Genomic DNA, 20,839 nt, shown 5'->3' on the forward strand with positions numbered 1-20,839 from the left:
ATGCAGACATACGATTTGGAAGCGGATGGGCTGCGCGGGCTTAACGCCGCGCTGCAAGGGGCCAGCGGCAACGAGACCGGCTGGCAAGTCGTCAATCCGCGCGGCAGTCATGCGATTGCCGTGGGGCTGGATGCGCCGCTCGATGTGACCGTGAAGGGCTCGACCGGCTACTATTGCGCGGGCATGAACCAACAGGCGACGGTTCGCGTGGCTGGCAATGTCGGCCCCGGCGTGGCCGAGAACATGATGAGTGGCACTGTGATCGTCGAGGGCGACGCCAGCCAGTATGCCGGGGCGACCGGGCATGGTGGAATGCTGGTGATCAAGGGCAATGCGTCGTCCCGCTGCGGGATCTCGATGAAGGGGATCGACATCGTGGTGGGCGGCAATGTGGGGCATATGTCGGCCTTCATGGGGCAGGCGGGGCACCTGGTGGTCTGCGGCGATGCGGGCGACGCGCTTGGCGATTCCCTGTACGAGGCGAAGCTGTTCGTGCGCGGCAGTGTCAAAAGCCTGGGCGCCGACTGCATCGAAAAGGAAATGCGGCCCGAGCATGTCGAGAAGCTGACCGAGCTGCTGGACAAGGCCGGGATCGACGCCGATCCGTCCGAGTTCAAGCGCTATGGCTCGGCCCGGACGCTGTATAATTTCAACATCGACAACGCCTATTGAGGAGACGGACGAATGAGCGACAATCAAAAATCCGCTCCGCGGACTTTGCCGAGATATTCCAATACTTTCACGCCGGACGTTAACGCGGAAATCCGCCGGGCGGCGGCCACGGGCATTTATGATATCCGCGGTGGCGGGGCCAAGCGGAAGGTGCCGCATTTCGACGACCTGGTGTTCCTGGGCGCGTCCATGTCGCGCTATCCGCTGGAAGGCTATCGCGAGCGGTGCGACACGAACGTGGTGCTGGGGTCGCGCTATGCCGAGAAACCCATCGAGCTGAAGATCCCGATCACCATTGCCGGCATGAGTTTCGGCGCGTTGTCGGCGCAGGCGAAAGAAGCGTTGGGGCGCGGGGCGTCGATGGCCGGAACCTCGACCACCACGGGCGATGGCGGGATGACGCCTGAAGAGCGTGGGCAGTCGAAAACGCTTGTTTATCAATATCTTCCGAGCCGTTACGGGATGAACCCGGTCGATTTGCGCAAAGCGGATGCCATCGAGGTCGTTGTCGGCCAGGGCGCCAAGCCCGGCGGTGGCGGGATGCTGCTGGGTCAGAAGATCTCGGACCGTGTGGCCGAGATGCGCACGCTGCCCAAGGGGATCGACCAGCGCTCGGCCTGTCGCCACCCGGACTGGACCGGGCCCGATGACCTAGAGATCAAGATCCTGGAACTGCGCGAGATCACCGGCTGGGAAAAGCCCATTTACGTCAAGGTCGGTGCGGCGCGCCCGTTCTTCGACACGACGCTGGCCGTGAAGGCCGGGGCGGACGTGGTGGTGATCGACGGGATGCAGGGCGGCACGGCCGCCACGCAGGACGTCTTTATCGAGCATGTCGGCATCCCGACATTGGCGTGTATCCGCGAGGCCGTGGCCGCGCTTCAGGAACTGGGCATGCACCGCAAGGTGCAGCTGATCGTCTCGGGCGGCATCCGCACGGGCGCGGACGTGGCCAAGGCGCTGGCGCTTGGCGCGGACGCGGTCAGCATCGGCACGGCGGCCATGGTGGCCATCGGCGACAACGACCCCAAGTGGGAGGCCGAGTACAACGCGCTCGGCTCCACCGCCGGGGCCTATGACGACTGGCACGAAGGCCGCGACCCGGCCGGCATTTCCACCCAGGACCCGGAATTGTCGAAACGCCTGGACCCGGTCGAGGCCGGGCGGCGGCTGAACAATTACCTCAAGGTCCTGACGCTGGAGGCACAGACGCTGGCCCGGGCCTGTGGCAAGAACCACGTGCACAATCTGGAGCCAGAAGATTTACAAGCTCTTACCGTGGAGGCCGCCGCCATGGCGCGGGTGCCTCTGGCGGGAACCTCTTGGATTCCCGGGCAGGGCGGTATGTAATCGCGACAATATTCAGAAAGACAAGAAACGGGGAGACGACAATGGCCACGGACCTGGCGAAATTCGCCGACAAGAACGGCATAAAGTATTTCATGATATCCTTCACCGACCTCTTTGGTGGGCAGCGGGCCAAGCTGGTCCCGGCGCAGGCGATTGCCGACATGCAGGAAGACGGCGCGGGGTTCGCGGGCTTTGCCACGTGGCTGGACATGACGCCGGCGCATCCCGACATGCTGGCCGTGCCGGACCCGGAGTCGGTCATTCAACTGCCGTGGAAGCCCGAAGTGGCGTGGGTGGCCGCCAACCCGGTGATGGAAGGCGAGGACGTGGCCCAGGCCCCGCGCAACGTGCTGCGCCGTCTGATCGAAGAGGCCGCCGAGGAAGGGCTGCACGTCAAGACCGGCGTGGAGGCGGAGTATTTCCTGCTGACCCCCGATGGCAATTCGCTGAGTGACGAGTTCGATACCGCCGAGAAGCCGTGCTATGACCAGCAGGCGGTGATGCGCCGCTACGACGTGGTGCGCGAGATCTGCGATTACATGCTGGATCTGGGCTGGGGCCCGTATCAGAACGACCACGAGGACGCGAACGGCCAGTTCGAGATGAACTGGGAATTCGACGACGCTCTGGTGACGGCCGACCGGCATTCGTTCTTCAAGTTCATGACGAAGTCGGTGGCCGAAAAGCATGGCTTCCGCGCGACCTTCATGCCCAAGCCGGTCGAAGGGCTTACAGGCAACGGCGCGCATGTACATATTTCGGTCTGGGACGCGGCCGGTGCCAAGGCCAAGACCAACGTATTTGCCGCAGACAAGGCCGAGGGCAGCCCGACGGCGGAGCTGGGCCTGTCGGACCGGGGCGCAAATTTCCTGGGCGGGATCATGAAGCACGCCAGCGGCATGGCAGCGATCACCAACCCAACCGTGAACAGCTACAAGCGGATCAACGCGCCGCGCACCACGTCGGGGGCCACATGGGCGCCCAACACGGTCACATGGACCGGCAACAACCGCACCCACATGGTGCGCGTGCCGGGGCCGGGGCGGTTCGAGCTGCGGCTGGCGGACGGGGCGGCGAACCCGTATCTGTTGCAAGCCGTGGTCATCGCGGCGGGCCTCAGCGGGATCCGGTCCAAGGCCGATCCGGGCAAGCGGTACGACATCGACATGTACGCCGAAGGCCACAAGGTGCGGGGCGCGCCGAAACTGCCGCTGAACATGCTGGATGCCTTGCGTCTTTACGACAAGGACCGCGAGTTGAAGGCGATGCTGGGCGAGGAATTCTCGGCCGCGTTCCTGAAGATGAAGCGGCAGGAGTGGGATTCCTACATGGCGCATTTCAGCCAGTGGGAAAAGGACCATACGCTGGATATCTGACCATTGACCCTGTCCGGGGCGCAGGCATAAATGCGCCCCAGACAGTTGGGAGGATACCATGACATTTCACCGTATGACCGCCGCCGTTCTGGCCGGCACGATGCTGGCTCTGCCGGCCGCCGCCGAGACCCGCGTGACCTACAAATCGGCCAAGACGGCCTCGTCCTATTACCAGATGGGCGTGCAGATCGCCGAGGCCATGCAGGAGGCCTCGGACGGCGAGATCAGCGTCACCGTCGAGGAAAGCCAGGGCTCGGTCCAGAACGTGATGGAGGTGCGCGCGCGGGGCAGCGATTACGTCTTTACCACGCCCCCGGTGCTGGTCAGCCTGGCGCAGGGCGGCAAGGCCATGTTCGAGGGCAAGGGCGACCCGGCCTTTGATGAAATCCGCGCGCTCTTCCCGATCCCGTCGCTGACCATGCATTTCGTCATGTCCGAGGAAAGCGGGGCCACGACGCTGGCCGACCTGGAAGGCAAGACGATCCTGCTGGGCAAGGGAAGCTTCGGCGCGACGGAGGGCGAGAAGTATCTCGACCTTTTCGGGCTGGCTGACAAGGTCGAGATCGCCGACGTGGAACTGTCGAACGCTGTTCCTGCCATTCAGAACGGGCAGATCGACGGGTTCGTGACCGCAGGTTCGTGGCCCGCGCCGAACGTGGTCGAGGCGGCGGCCTCGACCGGCGTGACGGTACTGTCGATGAGCGACGAGCAGATCGCCGAGACCGGGCGCACCAAGCTGGTGATCCCTGCGGGCACTTATGCTGGGCAGGACGAGGACATTGTGACGACCTCGCTGCCGGTGGCGGCCTACACGACTACCAAGATGGATGACGAGACCGCCTATCAGCTGACCAAGACCTATTGGGAAAGCAAGGCCAAGCTGGCGGAATCCTCGGCCTGGTGGAACGGCGTGGACGACGCCCTGATGGAGAACATCACCGGCCAGATCCACCCCGGCGCCGTGCGGTATTACGAAGAGGCAGGCATGGCCCTGACCGACGCCCAGAAGTGACCACGTGAGCCTGACGACCCCCGATCCCGCCGCGCAGGCCGGTCCTGCGCGGCTTTTCTGGCTTGGCCTGGCGCTGGCCTCGGTGGTGTTTCACATCGGGCTGGTGTTCTGGGGTCTGGTGCCGAACCTGGTCAGCCGTCCGATGCACCTGGTGTTCGTACTGCCCTGGGTGCTTATCTGGGGGCAGGCGGGGCTGATGCGCCATAGCGGGTATGTGCTGGCGGGGCTTGGCGTGGGCGCGGCGCTGTGGGTGGTCCTTAACCGCAACATGCTGGGGGACCAGTACGGGTTTCTGGAAGGCCAAGGGCAGGTGGCCATCGCCGCCGTGCTGATCCTCGTGGTGCTGGAAGCGGCCCGGCGGGCGATTGGCTGGCCTCTGCCGTTGGTGGCGGCTATCGCGCTTCTATACGGGCTGTTCGGGCAATATATCCCGGGCCGTTTCGGCCATTCGGGCACGCCGATTGAGAGCTTTCTGGGCACGCTGACCATTGCTGAAGGCGCGCTTTGGGGGTCGCTGACACAGGTGTCGGTGAACGTGGTGGCGATCTTTGTCATCTTCGGCGGGGTGCTGAACGCGGGCGAGGCGGGGCAGGGGTTCATGAACGTGGCCGCTGCCGCCGCGGGGCGTCTGCGGGGCGGGGCCGCCAAGGTCTCGGTGCTGAGTTCGGCGCTCTTCGGCTCGATCTCGGGCTCGGCCTCGGCCAACGTGGCCTCGACCGGGGCGGTGACGCTGCCGGCGATGGAGAAGCTGGGATACCCCAAGCGGATCGCCGGCGCGGTGGAGGCGGTGGCGTCATCGGGAGGGCAGATCATGCCGCCGCTGATGGGGGCGGGGGCCTTCGTCATGGTCGAACTGACGGGGGTGCCCTATACCGGCGTCATGGCAGCCGCGGCACTGCCCGCGCTCTTGTATTTCTGGGCCGTCTGGGTAGGGATCGACGGCTATGCGGCGCGGTTCGACCTGCGGGGGCTGGCGGATGCGGACCGGCCCGCGCGGCGCGATGTGATTATAACGTCAGGGTTTTTCCTTGTTCCCTTCCTGATCCTGCTGTGGGGCATGTTCGTGATGCGGGTGACGCCGCAATACGCCGCGTGCCTGTCGATCTTTGCCGGGGCGGCGCTGCTCTTGTTGGGGTCAGACCTGCGGGTGAACCTCGCGCGCGCGCTGGAGCGGGCCGAGACGGCGCTGATGACCGCGGCGCGGCAGGTGGCGCTGATCGGCGCGATAATCTTTTGCGCCTCATTGGTCATCGGGGTGCTGGGCGTGACCGGGCTGGGGGTCAAGATCACCTCGCTGATCCTGTCGGCCTCGGGCGGGATGCTGTGGCCGTCACTGCTGTTAACCGCTTGTGCCTGCTTGATTTTGGGCATGGAGGTGCCCACGACGGCGGCCTATGTGATCTGCGTTTCGGTTGCGGGGCCGGCGCTGATCGAGCTGGGGATGGAGCCGCTTCAGGCGCATCTGTTCGTCTTCTGGTACGCGCTTTTGTCGACCATCACGCCGCCCGTCTGCGGGGCCGTGTTCATCGCGGCGGGGATGATCGGCGAGAACTGGCTGCGCGTCGCGCTGACGGCGATGACGTTGGGTGTGGGGCTATACCTGATCCCGTTGGGGATGGTGGCAAATCCCGGCATCACGGCGCTGGCGGAGGCGCCGGGATGGGCGGTTCTGGCGATGGTCAAGGTGGGTGCGGGGCTGGCGCTGGTCAGCTTGTCGCTGGTGCTGAAGAAAGGTTGGCCGCTGCGCGCGGCGGCGTTCGCGGCGGGGCTGTTTTTGATCCTGTGGCCAATGTCTTAACGGCGAATCGGGGGCAAAAACCCGCGTCGGTATTGCGTCGGTATTTTGGTGGCCTCGCGTCGGTGCCGTTGTCCGAAGGCTTGTGTGAACGGACCGCGCGCCGTTAAGCATTTGCAAAGAAAAACGCGGTCCCGAAACGGGACCGCGCCTTGAATTAACCGGAGTGAAAGACCCGGCTCAGCCGTTGGCTTCGCGGATCTTGTCGGCGGCGTCCTTGTCGTAGGTGACGCCATTCTGCTCGAAGAGCGTATCGAGCTCGCCCGAGAGCGTCATCTCGGTGATGATGTCGCAGCCGCCGACGAATTCGCCCTTCACGTAGAGCTGCGGGATGGTGGGCCAGTCGGAATAATCCTTGATGCCCTGACGGATGCCGTCATCGGACAGCACGTTCACATCCGTATACTCGACGCCCATGTAGTTCAGCACGCCCGCGACGCGGGACGAGAACCCGCATTGCGGCATGGTCTTGGTGCCCTTCATGTAAAGCACCACGTCGTTGGCTTTGACGGTTTCTTCGATTTGCGTCTTCGGGTCGCTCATTTCCTGGTGTCCTTCGGTGCAAAGAGTTTGGCATAGGCCTGCGGATCGCGGGGGATTTCCCAGCGTCGGACGTTGCCGCCGCCCATGCCGGATTGGTAGTCGGATTCAAGGACGTGCATCCCGGTCCCCGGTTCACTGCCGCGCTGGCCGGGGGATTTGCGCTGGCCCACGATGGCCACCGCGGCGATGGCGGCGGCAACCAGGATCAGCAGGATGATCAGCGTCCAGCTCATGGTCTCAGTCCGGGGCCTTGGTGGTCAGCGCCAGCGCGTGCAGGTCGCCCGAGGGGCCGTCCATCTTGCCCTTGAGCGCGGCATAGACGGCGCGCTGCTGCTGAACGCGGTTCTTGCCCCGGAAGCTTTCGTCGATTACCTCGGCCGCGTAATGATTTCCGTCGCCCGCCAGATCGGTGATGGTGATCTTGGCGTCTGGGAAGGTTTCGCGGATCAGATCCTCGATTTCCTGGACTTGCATGGGCATGTGCGCGTCTCCTTGGTGTCTGCCCCTGATGTAGAGAGGGCAGGGCCGGGATGCAAGCGACGGACGTGGTTTCCGGCGATGTCGCCCGTGGCGGGGCAGTCCGGGATTTCATCCCGGCATCCGGGTGGGGCGGCGGGGTGAAACCCCGCCCTACGATGTGGGGCGGAGGTCTTCGACGGACAGAGGGCGTCGTCCGGTACGCGGGGCAGGGTAGGCCGGGATTTCATCCCGGCACCGGGGTGCGGAGGCGGGGTGAAACCCCGCCCTACGATGTGGTGCGGGTGTGCGCCGCGTCAGAGTTCCTCGCCCTTCTTCAGAAGCTCGTCAATGAGGTCGCGCTGCAAGGTGCCGCTGTCGCCACCGCCGAACTGCATCGCGCCGCCGGTGTAGAGCGTGCCGTAGGTCTGAACAAGGTTGACCACCTGGCCGAGGCCAGAGATCAGCTGGTCCTTTTCCAGCGGGCTGAGCGGATGGATATAGGTGGACCAGACCATGTCCTTGGCGATGGCGTAGCGGGCGTCGAGCGCGGTGTCGTAATTGGCCTGCATCATGCGTCGAAGCGTGTCGACCTGCACGTCTTCGAGATCGGCCACAGGGGACAGGGCGCGCATCCGGTCATTGTCGGGATCGGTGATGATCAGTACGGGCGTGTCGGCGATGGTCAGTTGCCAGACGCGGCCGTCGGTCCGGATGTTCTCGTCGAGTGATTTCAGGATGGTGTCCAACCGGTCAAGCGACATGGGGGCTTCGATCGGAGTGTCCGGGGTGGGCGTTTCGCTGTCTTGGGCGGTGGCCATGAGGGGCAGCGTGACGAGGGCGAGGGTCAGGGGCAGGCGGAGCATGGTCGGAACCTTTCGGAGGGTAGGTTCCGAAAGAATGGCAGAGCATGGCAGGCCCGCCAACGCCCCCGACGCAAACGTGATGGGGCGCGAGCGGCGAGGTCTGTGAGACACGTCCCGGACTTGATCCGGGACCTCTTGGGTGGTGGAGGCCCCGGATCAAGTCCGGGGCGGGGTCACCGAATTGCCGTCAGGCGAAGGTGTCGCCGAAGGTGCCGCGGTAGATCGCGGCGAGCTCGGTGAGTGGCGCGCTGGAGCGGCCCATCTGCACGTCGCTGCCGGTAAAGCGGCCCACGGACTGGATCGGCACGCCGGCCTGGCCTGCGGCGATCATCAGCGCCTCGGCCTGGTCGAAGTTGCAGGCCACGAGGTAGCGGGCCTGATCCTCGCCGAAGAGCGTCGCAGTCTCGTCGTTGTCCAGGCAGATCCCGACGCCCGCCGCCTCGGCCATCTCGAATGCCGCCAGCGCGAGGCCGCCGTCGGAGAGGTCGGTACAGGCCTTGATCAGCGCGTGGTTGGCGCGGATGAAGTCGCCATTGCGTTTCTCGGTCGCTAGATCGACAGGCGGGGCGTCGCCCTCGACGCGATTGTAGACCTCGGCCAGAAGCGCCGACTGGCCGAGGTGGCCGGTGGTTTCGCCCACCAGAAGGGCCACGTGGCCGTCGCGGGCCTGGCCGGTGATCGCCGTCTCGGGGTCCTTGATCAAGCCGACCGCGCCGATGGTGGGGGTGGGCAGGATGGCTGAGCCGTCGGTCTCGTTATAGAGCGAGACGTTGCCCGACACGATCGGCATGTCGAGCGCCGCGACGGCCTTGCCGATGCCCTTGATGGCCATGACGAACTGGCCCATGATCGCGGGTTTTTCCGGGTTGCCGAAATTGAGGTTGTCGGTGGTCGCGAGCGGCACGGCGCCAAGTGCTGTGAGGTTGCGGTAGGCCTCGGCCACCGCCTGTTTGCCGCCCTCGAAGGGGTTCGCCTTGACGTAGCGCGGGGTCACGTCGGAGGTGAAGGCGAGGTGCTTGTCGGTGCCGTGCACGCGGATGAGGCCGGCGCCCTGGCCGGGCGTGCGGGCGCTGTCGGCCATGACCATGGTGTCGTATTGCTCGTAGACCCACTGCTTGCCGCAATAGTTGACCGAGCCGATGAGGGCCTTCAGCCCGTCGATGGGATCGACATTGGGCACGTTCGCATCGTCGAGGGCCTCAGGCGTTTCGGGTTCTTCCCACTGGCGGTCGTATTCCGGGGCGCTGCCCGAGAGGGTGGCCAGCGGCAGGTCGGCCATGACTTCGCCCTTGTGCATGATCAGGAAGCGGTCCTCGGCGATGGTCTCGCCGACGATGGCGAAGTCGAGGTCCCATTTTTCGAACACGGCGCGGGCTTCCGCCTCTTTCTCGGGGCGCAGGACCATGAGCATGCGTTCCTGGGATTCGCTGAGCATCATCTCGTAGGCGGTCATGTTCGCCTCGCGCTGCGGCACGGCGTCGAGGTTCAGCTTGACGCCCAGCCCGCCCTTGTCGCCCATTTCGACGGCGGAACAGGTCAGGCCCGCCGCGCCCATGTCCTGGATCGAGATGACGGCGCCGGTGGCCATGAGTTCCAGCGTGGCCTCCATCAGGCGTTTTTCGGTGAAGGGGTCGCCGACCTGCACGGTGGGGCGCTTTTCCTCGATGGTTTCGTCGAATTCGGCGGAGGCCATGGTGGCGCCGCCGACGCCGTCGCGGCCGGTTTTGGCGCCGAGATAGACGACGGGCATCCCGATGCCGGAGGCGGCGGAGTAGAAGATCTTGTCGGCATCCGCGAGGCCCGCCGCGAAGGCGTTCACGAGGCAGTTGCCGTTATAGGCGGGATCGAAACGGACCTCGCCGCCCGCGCAGGGCACGCCGAAGCAGTTGCCGTAGCCGCCGATGCCCTCGACCACGCCATGCACCAGCTGGCGGGTCTTGGGGTGGGCGACTTCGCCGAAGGAGAGCGAGTTCATGGAGGCGATGGGGCGCGCGCCCATGGTGAAGACGTCGCGCAGGATGCCGCCGACGCCGGTGGCCGCGCCCTGATAGGGCTCGATATACGACGGGTGGTTGTGGCTTTCCATCTTGAAGACCACGGCCTGACCGTCGCCGATATCGACGACGCCCGCATTCTCGCCCGGGCCGCAGATCACCTGCGGGCCGTCGGTGGGCAGGGTGCGCAGCCACTTCTTGGAGGACTTGTAGGAGCAATGCTCGTTCCACATGGCCGAGAAGATGCCAAGCTCGGTGAAGCTCGGTTCGCGGCCGATGATTTCGAGGATGCGGTCGTACTCGTCGGGCTTGAGCCCGTGGGCCGCGATCAGATCGGACGTGATGGCCGGTTCCTGCATGTGAAACATGTCCCCCAAGGTGCGGTGCAGATGGCGCCCCTATTAGGACATGAACGCAGCGGGGGGAAGGGGGTGCGGCGCGGTCCGTGCCATGGGCCTTGACGGAGGCCGCGCGATGCCGTCGGGTTGGGCGAAAAGGAGGTGCCATGAAGATCATAGAGAACCCGTGGCGCGGGCAGGGGCTGATGGATGGCGTGCTGGCCGAGATCCCCGGGCCGAGCGTGGACGCCGCCGCGCCGTTGCGGCTGTTGGCGGAATGTCCGGCGCATGGGGAGGCGCCGCTGGAGCGGCGCGAGGCGTTCGGCACGACGGTATTCGTGAAGGACGAGCGCGGGCGCATGGGGCTGGGCAGCTTCAAGGCGCTTGGGGCGGCTTACGTGATTGCGCATGAGGCCGCGGCGACGGGGGCGGACGACTTGGCGCGTGCGCTGGCTGGGCGGACATACGTGACGGCAAGTGCGGGCAATCACGGGATGTCGGTGGCGGCGGGGGCCAGGGTCTTTGGCGCCAAGGCGGTGGTCTATATCGCCGAGACTGTGCCCGAAGGCTTTGCCGGGCGGCTGCGAGACATGGGCGCGGATGTGGTGCGGGCTGGGACGGATTACGCGGCCAGCATGAAGGCGGCAGAGACGGCGGCCTCGGACAACGGCTGGACGCTCTTGTCGGACAGTTCCTGGCCGGGATACGTGGACCTGCCCTGGCGGTTGATGGAAGGCTACCTCGTGATGGCCGAGGAGGCGGTGCGGCAGATGCCCGAGGTGCCGACGCATGTCTTTTTGCAAGCCGGGGTCGGCGGGCTGGCGGGTGCCTGCGCGGCGCTGTTTCGGCAGCGCTGGGGCGCCGCGCCGCGCATCGTCGTGGTGGAACCCGAGGCGGCCCCGGCGTTGCAGGCGAGTATCGAGGCGGGGCGTCCGGTGGTGACCGAAGGTCCGGTCTCGGCCATGGGGCGGCTGGACTGCAAGGAGCCGTCACTGATCGCGCTGCGCGGGCTGTCGCGGGATGCGGACGATTTTGCGACCATCACCGAGGAGGAGGCGGCGGCGGTGCTGCCGGAACTGACGCTGATGGGGCTGGAGAGCACCGAATCCGGTGCGGCGGGGCTGGCGGCCGTGCGGTTGATGGGCCTTGGGCCGGAGGCGCGGGTGCTGTGCATCCTGAGTGAACAGGCCGAGGCATGAACCGGGGCTTCGACCGTGCGGAATACGAGACCCGCACAGCGCGGGCGCAGGTGCTGATGGACCGCGCGGGGCTGGGGGCGCTCTTGCTGACGACCGAGGCGGAGTTGCGCTATTTCACCGGGTTCCTGACGCGATTCTGGGAAAGCCCGAGCCGTCCGTGGTTCCTGGTGGTGCCGCGCGAAGGGCCGCCCAAGGCGGTGATTCCCTCGATCGGCGCGGCGCTGATGGGGCGCACATGGGTCGAGGAGATCCGAACGTGGTCGGCCCCCGATCCGGACGACGACGGTGTGAGCCTGCTGGCGGCCACGCTGCGCGAGGTGGGCGGTCCGGTGGGGGTGCCATCGGGATACGAGACACATTTGCGGATGCCGCTGGCGGATTTCGCGCGGATAAAGGAGCTGGCGGGTCTGCCGTTCACGGGCGATGCGGGGATCGTCGCCGGCCTCAGGGCGGTAAAGTCGCCCGCCGAGATCACCAAGATCGAAACGGCCTGTGCCATTGCAGGGCGCGCCTTTGCCCGGGTGACCGAGATCGCGGGCGAGGGCCGGCCGCTGGCGCAGGTTTTCCGCGACTTTCAGCGCCTGCTGCTGGAGGAAGGCGCAGACTGGGTGCCGTACATTGCGGGCGGCGCGGGGCAGGGTGGCTATGCGGACGTGATCTCGCCCGCGTCCGAGAGGCGGCTACGGGCGGGCGACGTGCTGATGCTGGACACGGGCGCGGTGTATGACGGGTATTTCTGCGATTTCGACCGGAATTTCGCCGTGGGCCACGTGGGCGACGGCGTGGCGGAGGCCCATGCGCGGCTGGTCGAGGCCACGGCGGCAGCGATGGAGATCGCCCGGCCCGGAGCGCGCGCCTGCGACCTGTGGCGCGCCATGTTTGCTGTCGTCGGTACGGGCGAGACGGCGGGGCGGCTGGGCCACGGGCTGGGGATGCAGCTGACCGAGGGGATGTCGCTGACGCCACGCGATCAGACGGTGCTGGAGCCGGGCATGGTGATCACGCTGGAGCCGGGGATAGACCGGCCCGGGGGCCTGTGCATGGTGCATGAGGAGAATATCGTGATCACCGACGGCGCGCCGCGGGCGCTGTCGCCGCTGGCGGGCCCGGACATCCCGTTGATCTGAGCAAAAAAAAAGGCCGAGCTGATAAGCTCGGCCATAGTCCAACAGGGAGGTATGAAGTGATCGGGTTGATCACCGTCATGCCGTGGAATTAGTGCCCGTTTTTCGAGCGATCAAGGGTAAACAGGTCGCACTGTGCGAAAACCTGCTATGCTGTTGCCGCATGGCTGCTGTTCCGGCGCGCGCAAATTGCCCGAAACGCCTTATTTTGCGACGTTTTTGCGATAGGCCACAATTTCTTCCTGAACGAAATCGCGGAACGCCTTGATGCGCTGCGAATGGCGCAGCTCCTCGGGGTAGGCGAGGAAGACCGGCACGTCGGAGGACTGCACGTCGGGCAGGACGCGGACAAGCTGGTCGAAATCCTGGCCCAGATAGTCGGGCAGGACGCCGATGCCAAGGTTGTTGAGCACGCCTTGCAGCACGCCGTAATAGTTGTTGACGGTCAGCAGCGACGGGATGTCGTAGGTCACCAGTTCGTTGACCAGCGTGGCGCCGGCGCCGACCTGGGCCGAGCGCGGGTTCTGGCAGATCAGCCGGTGCGTTCCGAGGTCTTCCATCCCTTCGGGCGTGCCGCGCTCATCGAGATATTTCTGGGTCGCGAACAGGCACATGTTGATCATCATCAGGCGCTTGCGGATGAGGTCTGCCTGGCTGGGTTCCTTCATGCGGATGGCCACGTCGGCCTCGCGCATGGGCAGGTCGAGCACGCGTTCCTCGAGCATGAGGTCGATGTTGAGGTCGGGATAGGTCGAAAAGAGCTTGGGCAGGCGCGGGGCGAGCCAGAGCGTGCCGAATCCGATGGTGGTGGTCACGCGGAGTTCGCCGAACACCTCTTCCTCGCTGTCGCGGATGCGCGCGGTGGCGGCGTCCAGGCGCTTGACCATGGCGCGGGTGGCGTCGAACAGAAGCTCGCCCTGTTCGGTCAGGATCAGGCCGCGGGCGTGGCGGTGAAAGAGCGTGGCGTTGAGTGATTCCTCGAGCCCGCGAATCTGTCGCGAGACGGCGGATTGCGAGAGGTGAAGCTGGTCCCCGGCATGGGTGAGGCTGCCGGCGTCGGCGACCGCGTGAAATATTCTCAGTTTGTCCCAATCCATTTCGCAACTTTCAATTCGATCCAATGCCCGCGTGCGCAATAGCAGAAAAACATTTGCGGTTCACAGCCGATAGCGCGGAATTCGCGTGAAAATCTGCATTAGGTCACATATATTGACCTAATACACGCCTATATACATAGCAATTGCGCGGAATCGCGCAAGCGCCACGGGAGGACGATATGAGCGATCAGAAGATTTCCCTCAATGACCGGCTGGACCTGTCCAAGTCGCAGATCCTGTTGAACGGCACGCAGGCCCTTGTGCGTCTGATGCTGATGCAGGCCGCACGGGACCGCGCCGAGGGGCACAACACCGCCGGGTATGTCACCGGCTATCGCGGCTCGCCGCTGGGGGCGGTGGACCTGCAGATGGCGCGGGCGCAAAAGACGTTGGCCGAGGCGAATGTCACCTTCAAGCCTGGCCTGAACGAGGATCTGGCGGCGACGGCGCTGTGGGGCACGCAACAGGCGCAGCTGCGCGGCGAGGGCAAGCATGATGGCGTTTTCGGCCTGTGGTACGGCAAGGGGCCGGGGGTGGACCGGTCGGGCGACGTGATGCGGCACGCCAACATGGCCGGCACCGCGCCCTTGGGTGGTGTGCTGATGGCGATGGGGGATGACCATACGGGCGAGAGTTCCACGGTCTGTCACCAGTCGGACTGGGCGCTGGTGGATGCCTACATGCCGGTGCTGTCGCCGGCGGGGGTGCAGGAGATCCTGGATTTCGGCCTTTACGGCTTCGCGTTGTCGCGGTTCGCCGGCGTCTGGGCCGGGCTGAAGACGATGAAGGACACGGTGGAGGTGACCAGCGTTGTCGATGGCGGTCTGGACCGGATGAATTTCGTTTTGCCGGAGTTCGACATGCCCGTGGGCGGGCTGAGCATCCGGCTGGGGGATCACTGGATCGCGCAGGAAGCCCGGATGATCGACCACAAGAGGTACGCCGCCGAAGCCTTTGCCCATGCGAACAAAATCGACAAGCGGGTGTGGGGTAAACCGGGCGCGAAGATCGGGTTCGTGGCCGCCGGCAAGAACTGGTTGGACCTGACCCACGCGCTGGACATGCTGGGGATCGATGCCGCCGAGGCCGAGCGGCTGGGGCTGACGACCTACAAGGTGGGCCAGACCTTCCCGATGGACATGAAGGGCTTTCACGACTGGGCCGAGGAGTTGGACCTGATCGTCGTGGTCGAGGAAAAGCGCAAGCTGATCGAGATCCAGATCAAGGAGGCGATTTTCGACGACCGGCAGGGGCGGCGCGTTTATGGCTGGTACAAGGGCGGCGCGGGCGGCCTGCATTCCGAAGAGCTGTTCCCGACGCGCATGGCGCTGGACCCGGTAATGGTGGCCGAGAAGATCGGGACCATCCTGGTGGAGGAAGGCCGCGGCACGGATCGCGTGAAGGCCGGCCTGCAACTGATTGACGAGGCGAAGAAATCGGACAATGCCGAGGAGCTGGCGGCGCGGTTGCCGTATTTCTGCGCGGGCTGTCCGCACAACACCTCGACCAAGGTGCCCGAGGGCGGGCGCGCCTATGCCGGGATCGGGTGCCACATCATGTCGCTGTGGATGGACCGCGAGACCAGCGGGTTCACCCATATGGGCGCGGAAGGGGCGAACTGGATCGGCGAGGCGCCGTTTTCCAATCGTGAGCATGTGTTCCAGAACTTGGGCGACGGGACGTATAACCATTCGGGCGTGCTGGCCATTCGCGCGGCGCTCGCGGCCGGTGTGAACATCACCTACAAGATCCTCTACAACGACGCGGTCGCCATGACCGGCGGGCAGACCAACGAGGGTGGCTTGGGACCCGACCGGATCGCGCGGGAATTGCAGTCGATGGGCGTGCAGCACATCGCTGTGGTCTATGACGAGAAGGAAGAGCCGGAGAAGTCGCACTTCCCGTCGGGCATCGATTGGCACGAGCGGGCCGAGATGATGCAGGTGCAGGAGAAGTTTCAGGAAATCAAGGGCGTATCGGCCATCATTTACGTGCAGACCTGCGCCGCCGAGAAACGCCGCCGCCGCAAGCGCGGCACCTTCCCGGACCCTGACAAGCGCGTGTTCATCAACACCGACATCTGCGAGGGCTGCGGCGATTGCGGGGTGCAGTCGAACTGTGTCGCCATCGTGCCGAAGGAGACGGAGTTGGGGCGGAAACGGGCCATCGACCAGTCGAGCTGCAACAAGGATTTTTCCTGCCTCAAGGGGTTTTGCCCGTCCTTCGTGACGCTGAAAGGGGCCAAGATCCGGAAAGAGGCCTCGGCCGATCTTGACCTGCCGGACCTGCCGGAGCCCACGCTGCCCAGGATCGACGGGACCTATAACGTGGTGATTACCGGCGTGGGCGGCACGGGCGTCGTGACCATCGGCGCGGTGATGGCGCAGGCGGCGCAGATTGATGGCAAGGGCGCGGGCATGATGGAAATGGCCGGTCTGGCGCAGAAGGGCGGCGCGGTGCATATCCATTGCCGGATTGCCGAGAAGCCGTGCGATATCAGTGCCATACGTGTCGCCACGGGTGAGGCGGATGCGCTCATTGGTGGCGACCTGGTGGTCAGCGCCGGGGCCAAGACGCTGGGCCTGACGCGGATGGGACGCACGGGTGGCGTGGTCAACAGCCACGAGATCATGACCGGCGATTTCACCCGCGACACGGAGTTCACGCTGCCGACCGACCAGCTGGCGCTGTCGCTGAAGGCGCGGATGCAGGATGACGTGGTGCTGTTCGACGCAAGTGAGCTGGCGCGGGTGGCGATGGGCGACGCGATCTTTTCCAACATGATCATCTTTGGCGCGGCGTGGCAGCGGGGGCTTGTGCCTTTGTCGAAGGCCTCGATCGACGCCGCCATCGAATTGAACGGCGCGGCGGTGGAGCGCAACCTGCGCGCCTTCGACATCGGGCGGTGGGCCGCCGTGCACCCCGAAGAGGCGGACCGGATGGTGACGCCGAACGTGGTGCAGAAGCCGAAATCGCTGGAGGAAAAGATCGCCTTCCGTGCCGATCACCTGATCGGCTATCAGTCCAAGCGGCTGGCCAAGCGGTATCGCAAGCTGGTCGACGGGATCGAGAACGAGCAGGTGCGCGAAGCGGTGGCGATGGGCTATCACAAGCTCTTGAGCTACAAGGACGAATACGAGGTCGCGCGCCTGCTGATCCAGAGCCGGAAGAAGGCCGAGGAGGAGTTTTCGGGCGATTTCGACATGAGTTTTCACCTGGCGCCGCCGATCCTGAGCAAGACCGGCCCGGACGGACGGCCCAAGAAACGTCAGTTCGGCGCCTGGATGGAAAAGCCGATGCGCCTGATGGCGAAGTTCAAAGGGCTGCGCGGTACGCCGCTGGACATATTCGGCTATAGCGAGGAGCGGCGGATGGAACGCGCGCTGATCCGCGAGTACGAGGCCGACATGGCAGAGGTTCTGACCAAGCTGGACGGCAAGACGCAGGACGCCATCTTGGCGCTGGCGGAATTGCCGTTGCAGATCCGCGGCTTTGGTCCGGTGAAGATGGAAAATGCCCGCAAGGCGGCCAAGCAGCGCGAGCATCTGTTGCAGGTGATCCGCGAGGGCGGACAGGACGTGGCGCGCGCGGCACAGTAGGCCGCCCGCGCGTTTGTTACCCAAATTTCATCGCCCTGTTACGTGGCAGGGCGATGTAGATGGGTGCACGCGAATCGAGACGGAAGGTAAGATGCGCCAGGAACGCCACGTGGCCCGTGACATCAGCTATGCCTACTCGGCGCAGACCCGCGGGGGCCGCGCCATGATCCGCACGATGGAAAACCTGACGGGGCGTATTCGCCTTATCAAGCGCGCGGCGGGGTACGAGCAGGAGGTCGCGGCGGGCCGCGATTTCTGGCAGGTGATGGTGGAGCGCTATGGCCTGACGCTGGACGTGGTGGGTGGCAGCCTGGACAGCATCCCGCGCACCGGGCCTCTGATACTGATTGCGAACCATCCGTACGGCATCCTCGACGGGCTGATGATGGGCCATATCCTGAGCCAGACGCGGGGCGATTTCCGCATCCTGGCGCACAAGGTCTTTCGCAAGGCCGAGGATCTGAACCGCGTGATCCTGCCGATCAGCTTCGACGAGACGAAAGAGGCGGTCGCGCTGAATGTCGAGACCCGCAAGACGGCGCTGAATTACCTGAAGGACGGCGGCGCCATCGGGATTTTCCCCGGCGGCACGGTCAGCACGGCGGCCAAACCCTTTGCCCAACCGCTGGACCCGGGCTGGCGCGGGTTCACGGCGCGGATGGTGGCGAAATCGGATGCGACCGTGGTGCCGATCTTCTTCGAGGGGCATACCAGCCGGCTCTTTCAGCTGGCCAGTCACCTGCATTACACCCTGCGCATGGGCTTGCTGATCAAGGAATTCTGCAAGCGCGTGGACACCAGCGTGCAGGTCGTGGTGGGCCAGCCCATCGCGCAGGACGAATTGCGCGCCCGGGCCGGCGACACGAAATCCATGATGGCGTTTCTGCGGCACAAGACGTATGAGCTTAGCACGCGTCCGGTGAACCCGGACGAGATTGGCTTCGAATACGACTAGGGGCGCGGGCAGCGCGATTGACATGGCAGTTGGGATTTTCGACAGCGGGCTTGGCGGCCTGACGGTTCTGAGCGCCGTGGAGGCGCGGTTGCCGGAGGTGGCGCTGGTCTATCTGGGCGACAACGCCAACGCGCCTTACGGGGTGCGCGACGCGCAGGACATCTTTGTCCGCACCAAGGCGCATGTGCAGCGGCTGTGGCATGACGAGGATTGCAACTTGGTGATCCTGGCCTGCAACACGGCCTCCGCCGCCGCGCTGCGCCGGATGCAGGAGGAAGGCGTGCCCAAAGGCAAGCGTGTGCTGGGCGTCTTCGTACCGCTGATCGAGGCGCTGACAGAGCGGGAGTGGGGCGACAACTCTCCGCCGCGGGAAGTGGCGGTGAAGCACGCGGCGCTGTTCGCCACGCCCACGACCGTCAGCAGCCGGGCGTTCCAGCGCGAACTGGCGTTCCGGGCCATCGGCGTGGACGTGGAGGCGCAGGCCTGCGGCGGGGTGGTGGACGCGATCGAGGACGGCGACATGATCCTGGCCGAGGCGCTGGTGCGCAGCCATGTGGACGCGCTGAAGCGCAAGATGCCCAATCCGCAGGCCGCCGTTTTGGGCTGCACGCATTACCCGTTGGTCGAGGACGTGTTTCAGGCGGCATTGGGGCCTGAGGTGCAGGTGTTTTCGCAGCCCAACCTGGTGGCGGCGAGCCTGGCCGATTACCTGTCGCGGCACCCTGAAATGGCCGAGGGAGGGACCGGCGTGCGGTTCCTGACCACGGGCGACCCCAAGCGGACCTCGGACCGGGCGACGCAGTTCCTGCGACGAGGGATCACGTTTCAGGCCGCCTAAGGCCAGCGCGTCGCATTGCGGGCGCGCACGAACTTCCCTAAATGACTAACAACTGATGAAAGAGGTCTGACATGACCCATAAAATCGCCATTCTGGGCGCCTCGGGCTATACCGGCGCCGAACTTGTCCGGCTGATCGCAACCCATCCGGGGCTGGAGATTGCCGCGCTGTCGGCCAATTCCAAGGCCGGGCAGACCATGGCGCAGGCGTTTCCGCATTTGCGGCACCTCGACCTGCCGACGCTGGTGACGATCGACGAGATCGACTTTACCGGGATCGACCTGTGTTTCTGCGCCTTGCCGCACAAGACCAGTCAGGAGGTCATCGCAGGCCTGCCCAAGGATCTGAAGATCGTTGACCTTAGCGCGGATTTCCGGCTGCGCGATCCTGACGCCTATGAGAAATGGTACGGCAACGCCCACGCCGCGGTGGAGATGCAGAAAGAGGCCGTCTATGGCCTGACCGAGTTCTACCGCGATGCCATCCGCGAGGCGCGGCTGGTGGCCGGGACGGGGTGCAACGCCGCGACCGGGCAATACGTGCTGCGGCCCTTGATCGAGGCCGGGGTGATCGACCTTGACGAGATCATCCTCGACCTCAAATGCGGGGTGTCCGGGGCCGGGCGGAGCCTGAAGGAAAATCTGCTGCACGCGGAGCTGTCCGAGGGGTATCACGCCTATGCCCTGGGGGGCACGCACCGGCACCTGGGCGAATTCGACCAGGAATGTTCGGCCATTGCGGGCCGCGACGTGCGCATCCAGTTCACGCCGCATCTGGTGCCGGCGAACCGGGGCATTCTGGCGACTGGATACGTGAAGGGCGAGGCGAAGGCGGTTTTTGAAACGCTTTACAACGCGTATGCCGACGAGCCCTTCATCGAGGTTCTGCCCTATGGCGAGGGACCCAGCACGCGGCATGTGCGGGGCAGCAATTTCTGCCATATCGGCGTGGTCGCGGACCGCATCGACGGGCGGGCCATCGTGGTCGCCGCGTTGGATAACCTGACCAAGGGGTCGAGCGGGCAGGCGTTGCAGAATGCCAACCTGATGCTAGGACTCGACGAGACGACGGGGCTGATGCTGGCGCCGGTGTTTCCGTGAATGTCCCTGTGGAGTTTCCCTGAGGAGGACGGGGTAGCGCGATGAAATCACTGAAAAAACAGAGGCGTGTGCAGATCATTGCCGTGACGGCGATTGCTCTGGTGCTGGCCACGGGTCTGATCGGCTATGCGATGCGCGACGGCATCAACTTCTTCCGTTCACCCAGCCAGGTGATGGCCGAACCGCCCAGCCCGTCCGAGACGTTCCGCATCGGCGGTCTGGTCGAGGAAGGCACGCTCAGGCGCGGCGAAGGCGAGACTGTGACCTTCAGCGTGACCGACGGCGGGGCGTCGGTGCCGGTGCGCTATACCGGGGTTCTGCCGGATCTTTTCGGCGAGAACGAGGGCATGGTGGGCTTGGGCCGCTACGAGGACGGGGTCTTTACCGCCACCGAGATCTTGGCCAAGCATGACGAGGAATACATGCCGAAAGAAGTGGTCGATGCGCTGAAGGAACAGGGCGTCTACCAGGAACCGGACGGTAGCTAAGCCGCGAGTTAACCATTCCTGACGACCCTTGCCGGCG

At 65.2% G+C, this 20,839-nt stretch carries 18 protein-coding genes; 12 read left to right on the forward strand and 6 right to left on the reverse strand.

Annotation, left to right across the window (positions count from 1 at the left end; translation table 11 throughout):
- The 5 genes from FIU89_RS08535 to FIU89_RS08555 are packed head-to-tail and all read left to right on the forward strand — an operon-like array spanning position 1 to position 6,208.
- Positions 1–672, forward strand: coding sequence for a GXGXG domain-containing protein (locus tag FIU89_RS08535; RefSeq protein ID WP_152492204.1), 672 nt, complete (start codon positions 1–3; stop codon positions 670–672).
- 12 nt (positions 673–684) lie between these two features.
- Positions 685–2,022 (forward strand): FMN-binding glutamate synthase family protein, encoded by a 1,338-nt coding sequence (locus tag FIU89_RS08540; RefSeq protein ID WP_152492205.1) that lies wholly within the window; start codon positions 685–687, stop codon positions 2,020–2,022.
- A gap of 41 nt (positions 2,023–2,063) precedes the next feature.
- On the forward strand, positions 2,064–3,398 hold the full coding sequence (gene glnT, locus FIU89_RS08545) for a type III glutamate--ammonia ligase (protein WP_152492206.1): 1,335 nt from the start codon (positions 2,064–2,066) through the stop codon (positions 3,396–3,398).
- 58 nt (positions 3,399–3,456) lie between these two features.
- Positions 3,457–4,410: a TAXI family TRAP transporter solute-binding subunit gene (locus FIU89_RS08550; RefSeq protein ID WP_152492207.1), complete on the forward strand. Its 954-nt coding sequence runs from the start codon at positions 3,457–3,459 to the stop codon at positions 4,408–4,410.
- Positions 4,411–4,414: 4 nt separating this feature from the next.
- Positions 4,415–6,208 carry a TRAP transporter fused permease subunit gene (locus FIU89_RS08555; protein ID WP_254701829.1) on the forward strand — a complete coding sequence of 598 codons (1,794 nt, stop codon included), beginning with the start codon at positions 4,415–4,417 and terminating at the stop codon, positions 6,206–6,208.
- 177 nt (positions 6,209–6,385) lie between these two features.
- Here FIU89_RS08555 and grxD read toward each other — a convergent pair whose 3' ends face one another.
- The 5 genes from grxD to purL all read right to left on the reverse strand — a co-directional run bounded on the left by grxD (position 6,386) and on the right by purL (position 10,423).
- Positions 6,386–6,748 (reverse strand): Grx4 family monothiol glutaredoxin, encoded by a 363-nt coding sequence (gene grxD, locus FIU89_RS08560; protein WP_152492208.1) that lies wholly within the window; start codon positions 6,746–6,748, stop codon positions 6,386–6,388.
- Complete coding sequence (locus tag FIU89_RS08565) at positions 6,745–6,981, reverse strand: hypothetical protein (protein WP_152492209.1); 237 nt, start codon at positions 6,979–6,981, stop codon at positions 6,745–6,747. Before FIU89_RS08565 ends, grxD begins: the two co-directional genes overlap by 4 nt.
- 4 nt (positions 6,982–6,985) lie before the next feature.
- A complete protein-coding gene (locus FIU89_RS08570; protein ID WP_057793905.1) occupies positions 6,986–7,228 on the reverse strand; it encodes a BolA/IbaG family iron-sulfur metabolism protein in 243 nt (80 codons plus the stop codon).
- Positions 7,229–7,521: 293 nt separating this feature from the next.
- The gene (locus FIU89_RS08575; protein WP_152492210.1) at positions 7,522–8,070 is read right to left on the reverse strand and encodes a type III secretion system chaperone; all 549 of its coding nucleotides are present in this window, start codon (positions 8,068–8,070) and stop codon (positions 7,522–7,524) included.
- Positions 8,071–8,257: 187 nt separating this feature from the next.
- On the reverse strand, positions 8,258–10,423 hold the full coding sequence (purL, locus tag FIU89_RS08580; RefSeq protein ID WP_152492211.1) for a phosphoribosylformylglycinamidine synthase subunit PurL: 2,166 nt from the start codon (positions 10,421–10,423) through the stop codon (positions 8,258–8,260).
- 146 nt (positions 10,424–10,569) lie between these two features.
- Between purL and FIU89_RS08585 the strand changes: the two genes are divergently transcribed.
- On the forward strand, positions 10,570–11,601 hold the full coding sequence (locus FIU89_RS08585) for a pyridoxal-phosphate dependent enzyme (RefSeq protein WP_152492212.1): 1,032 nt from the start codon (positions 10,570–10,572) through the stop codon (positions 11,599–11,601).
- Entirely contained in the window at positions 11,598–12,728 is a 1,131-nt protein-coding gene (locus FIU89_RS08590; RefSeq protein WP_152492213.1) for a Xaa-Pro peptidase family protein, read from the forward strand. The genes FIU89_RS08585 and FIU89_RS08590 overlap by 4 nt, the downstream gene beginning before the upstream one ends.
- A 200-nt stretch (positions 12,729–12,928) precedes the next feature.
- Here the strand turns inward: FIU89_RS08590 and FIU89_RS08595 are convergent, their stop codons facing one another.
- Positions 12,929–13,822 (reverse strand): LysR family transcriptional regulator, encoded by an 894-nt coding sequence (locus FIU89_RS08595; RefSeq protein ID WP_152492214.1) that lies wholly within the window; start codon positions 13,820–13,822, stop codon positions 12,929–12,931.
- 179 nt (positions 13,823–14,001) lie between these two features.
- On the opposite strand from FIU89_RS08595, the gene FIU89_RS08600 reads away from it, so the two are divergent.
- The 5 genes from FIU89_RS08600 (at position 14,002) to ccmE (ending at position 20,802) form a co-directional block, all read left to right on the forward strand.
- Positions 14,002–17,421 carry an indolepyruvate ferredoxin oxidoreductase family protein gene (locus FIU89_RS08600; protein WP_152492215.1) on the forward strand — a complete coding sequence of 1,140 codons (3,420 nt, stop codon included), beginning with the start codon at positions 14,002–14,004 and terminating at the stop codon, positions 17,419–17,421.
- Positions 17,422–17,512: 91 nt separating this feature from the next.
- On the forward strand, positions 17,513–18,376 hold the full coding sequence (locus FIU89_RS08605) for a lysophospholipid acyltransferase family protein (protein ID WP_152492216.1): 864 nt from the start codon (positions 17,513–17,515) through the stop codon (positions 18,374–18,376).
- A gap of 22 nt (positions 18,377–18,398) precedes the next feature.
- The gene (locus FIU89_RS08610) at positions 18,399–19,214 is read left to right on the forward strand and encodes a glutamate racemase (protein WP_152492217.1); all 816 of its coding nucleotides are present in this window, start codon (positions 18,399–18,401) and stop codon (positions 19,212–19,214) included.
- 71 nt (positions 19,215–19,285) lie between these two features.
- Positions 19,286–20,314 (forward strand): N-acetyl-gamma-glutamyl-phosphate reductase, encoded by a 1,029-nt coding sequence (gene argC, locus FIU89_RS08615; protein WP_152492218.1) that lies wholly within the window; start codon positions 19,286–19,288, stop codon positions 20,312–20,314.
- A gap of 41 nt (positions 20,315–20,355) precedes the next feature.
- Positions 20,356–20,802, forward strand: coding sequence for a cytochrome c maturation protein CcmE (gene ccmE, locus FIU89_RS08620; protein WP_152492219.1), 447 nt, complete (start codon positions 20,356–20,358; stop codon positions 20,800–20,802).
- Positions 20,803–20,839: the final 37 nt, after the last annotated feature.

Source organism: Roseovarius sp. THAF27 (assembly GCF_009363655.1).
Lineage (GTDB): Bacteria > Pseudomonadota > Alphaproteobacteria > Rhodobacterales > Rhodobacteraceae > Roseovarius.